The following is a 909-nucleotide window of genomic DNA, read 5'->3' as shown; positions in this document are numbered from 1 at the left end:
CCTATAAGATGCCCAAAAGCTTGCTTAGCAGGGTCGGTATCGCAGATTCTCGATTGGTTTTAACAGGAAACAACCTATGGACTATCGTAAATCCGCTCAAATACAAAGATCCGTACTCTTCAACAATTTATGACTATCCAACTCTGAGGACAATTTCCTTAGGCTTGAATATAAGTTTATAAAGGTTACAAACTTAAAATCTGAACAATGAAATTTAAATATAAAAATACTTTGGCAATTGGCATGCTTGCTATGCTGATGGCATCTTTTTCGGGATGTAAGAAAGATTTCTTCGATGTAAAAGACAGAAATGGGATTGACTCCAGAATATGGGACAATGAAGGGGCAATACAGTTCCTATTAAATGATACCTATGACGTTGTTATGCCCGATTTCCCTTACGAGTTGGCTGCTAACAATGTAATATACGCAAGTGATGAAGACCGTTTTTCTTCATCAGAAAGTATTATGCGCAAAGCAATTGGCGTAAACGGTACCCTAACTTCTAACGACGTGAAGTTTATTGCTACGAAATACCAGGGGACAAAAGGTGATAACAGGTATTTCGACATTGCACGCTGTAACGTTGCCATCAAGGAAATTCCTGGAGGCAACCTTGCACAAGATTCTAAAAATAAACTGCGGGGACAATTTTTTGCATTGAGAGCACTCTCTTACTTTGAACTGACTCGACTTTACGGTGGTGTTCCTCTGGTACTTACACCGCAAAATCCAGATAATGTAGAGTTAAGTGGAAGATCCAGCGCATCAGCATGTTTTAAATCTGTTGTGAGCGATTTGGATTCTGCAATGGTTTTATTAAATAATGTAACCTGGAATGACGGGAATGAACGGGGTAAATTTACACGTAAGGCAGCGGCCGCATTAAAAGGCCGGGTATTGTTATAC

1 protein-coding gene is annotated in these 909 nt (G+C 39.5%); it reads left to right on the top strand.

Going from position 1 to position 909, the window contains the following annotated elements:
* Positions 1–207: 207 nt before the first annotated feature.
* A partial coding sequence (locus AC1DND_RS28605) for a RagB/SusD family nutrient uptake outer membrane protein (RefSeq protein ID WP_477586321.1) occupies positions 208–909 on the top strand: 702 nt, incomplete at its 3' end.

The sequence above is a fragment of the Pedobacter sp. 01N416 genome, from assembly GCF_056399685.1.
Note: the sequence above shows the minus strand (reverse complement) of the source record. Positions and strands in the feature narration are given on the sequence as shown.